The organism is Pseudomonas sp. K5002 (assembly GCF_013386655.1).
GTDB lineage: Bacteria > Pseudomonadota > Gammaproteobacteria > Pseudomonadales > Pseudomonadaceae > Aquipseudomonas.
The window spans coordinates 1-1803 of record NZ_JACARK010000282.1 but is presented as its reverse complement, the minus strand read 5'-3'; the positions used below and the strand labels follow the sequence as shown (position 1 = coordinate 1803).

Genomic DNA, 1803 nt, shown 5'->3' with positions numbered 1-1803 from the left:
CTGCGCCAGGGCGCCGGCCCGCGCAACCCGCTGGGCCGGATCGTGCTGCGTTTTCCCAACCCGTATTCGGTGTACTTGCACGACACGCCGAGCCAGCCGCTGTTCTCCAAGGGCCCGCGGGCCTTCAGTTCGGGATGTGTGAGGGTTGAGCAGCCGCTGCTGTTGCGCGACTTCCTGGTGAGCCCGTCGGAGAAGATCCGCACCGAAGAATTGCTGGCGACGGAAACCACCCACGAGTTCCGGCTCGCGACGCCGGTACCGGTGCTGCTGGGGTATTGGACGGTGCAGGTCGATGGCAAGGGCGCGTTGCTCTACGCGCCGGACATTTACGGGCGCGACCCGGTGTTGATGAAGGCGATGGAGAGTGCGCTCTAGGCGCTTAGCTGAGCGTTGATCATCGTCACCGCCTCATGGGAAGACAAGCGCGCCGTATCGACGGTCAATGGCGACTCGGCCCATGGCTCATATTCATGGGCCAGGACGGACTGCCAGGTGGGCGGTGTGAGCCCCGGAATGTCGCTGGTGCGTGATTCCACGCGACGTTGGTGTTCGTGTGGGTCGGAGCACACCACCTGGATATTCACCAGCGGCGTATCGGCGCTTAGCGCGGTGTCGCGCCACGCCTGACGACTTTCAGCCACCGGATTTACGCAATCGACGATAACCGTGTGGCCCAGCAACAGGTTGCTCAATGCCAGCGCATTGGCCACCTGGTAACCGCTGCTGCCCACACCTTGCTCCAGGACCCCTGCATCGCGGATGGCCTGCTCGATGGTGTCGATGCGCAGATACACGGCGCCGGATTGGTCGGCAAGGGCCTTGGCAATCGTGGTCTTCCCGGTGCCGGGCAGGCCGCTGAACACAATAAGCATGGTCGATCCTTCGAAGGGGTGAGTCGGCTCAGTCTACCGGGCGACTCACTTCAAATAACAGGCGCTGATCCAGTCCGAAGGCTTGGGCGCGAGTTGTTCGGCCACTGGCAGATACCGGGCGTCCAACTGCGCCGCCAGCCAGTACAGCGTATTGCTGCTTTTCGGGTTCCATTCGCCGCTGTAGCCAGGCTCACCTACGCGGGCCCGGTCCCGGTCGAACTGCACGTGGGTATGCACGAACTCTTCGTGGCTGCGCTGGCCTTTGGCATACGGCGCCAGCCAGTCCAGTGCTTCGCTCAGCGAGCCACCGTGGGGCGCGGTGACGTCCAGCCAGTTGCCGCCAATGCCGTAGGGCTTGGCCGCCAGCGCGGCCTGCACCAGCGGCTCCAGGTCGTAGACCACATAGTGCAGGGCGTCACGGTCCTGGAAGTCGCTCACCGAGCCGTCGGGCAGTACGTTGTCGTTGATCTGTTGCCGGAACAGCTGGAAGGCCTGTTCGAGCATCTCGCGGTCGCCCAGTGCGGCGGCGGCCACCGTGACCAGTTTTACGCGGTGGCTCTGCCAGTTATTGGTGTTGGTGGCTTTCTTTTCGCCGTGGAACTGCTTGATGCGCTCGATATAGCCATTGCCCAGGTTGGTCAGCAGCGCGCGGGTGGCGTCGCGGGTCTGGGGGCGAAGGTCGCTGGCGGTGAGGGCGTAGGCGCTGATCAGCATGTCGAGGTTGGTTTCGTCGATCGGGTTGAAGTCCGGCTGGTAGGTGCTGGCCCACGCGCTCAGGTAGTCATCCACTTGCTTGAGGTAGCGCGTGTCACGGCTCAGGCGCCAGGCCAGGGCCGCCTGGCGCATGACTGGCCAATCCTTCTCGGCGGCGATGCTTTGCTCGCGGATGCCGTGGTTCGGCAGGGTACCTTCGGTGTGCAGATGGGGCAGG

At 64.1% G+C, this 1803-nt stretch carries 3 protein-coding genes; 1 reads left to right on the top strand and 2 read right to left on the bottom strand.

What is annotated here, in order from left to right:
• The coding region (locus tag HX846_RS14750; protein WP_178965622.1) for a L,D-transpeptidase family protein at positions 1-375 on the top strand (375 nt) is incomplete at its 5' end.
• Here the strand turns inward: HX846_RS14750 and HX846_RS14745 are convergent.
• Positions 372-872, bottom strand: a complete 501-nt coding sequence (locus HX846_RS14745) for an AAA family ATPase (protein ID WP_178965621.1) — start codon at positions 870-872, stop codon at positions 372-374. The genes HX846_RS14750 and HX846_RS14745 overlap by 4 nt on opposite strands.
• A 45-nt stretch (positions 873-917) precedes the next feature.
• Positions 918-1803 (bottom strand): alginate lyase family protein (locus HX846_RS14740; RefSeq protein WP_178965620.1); only part of this gene is annotated, 886 nt, incomplete at its 5' end.

Bases quoted from the DNA above. Each gene is read 5' to 3' on its own strand.
- HX846_RS14745 (WP_178965621.1), bottom strand. From the start codon at position 872: ATGCTTATTGTGTTCAGCGGCCTGCCCGGCACCGGGAAGACCACGATT.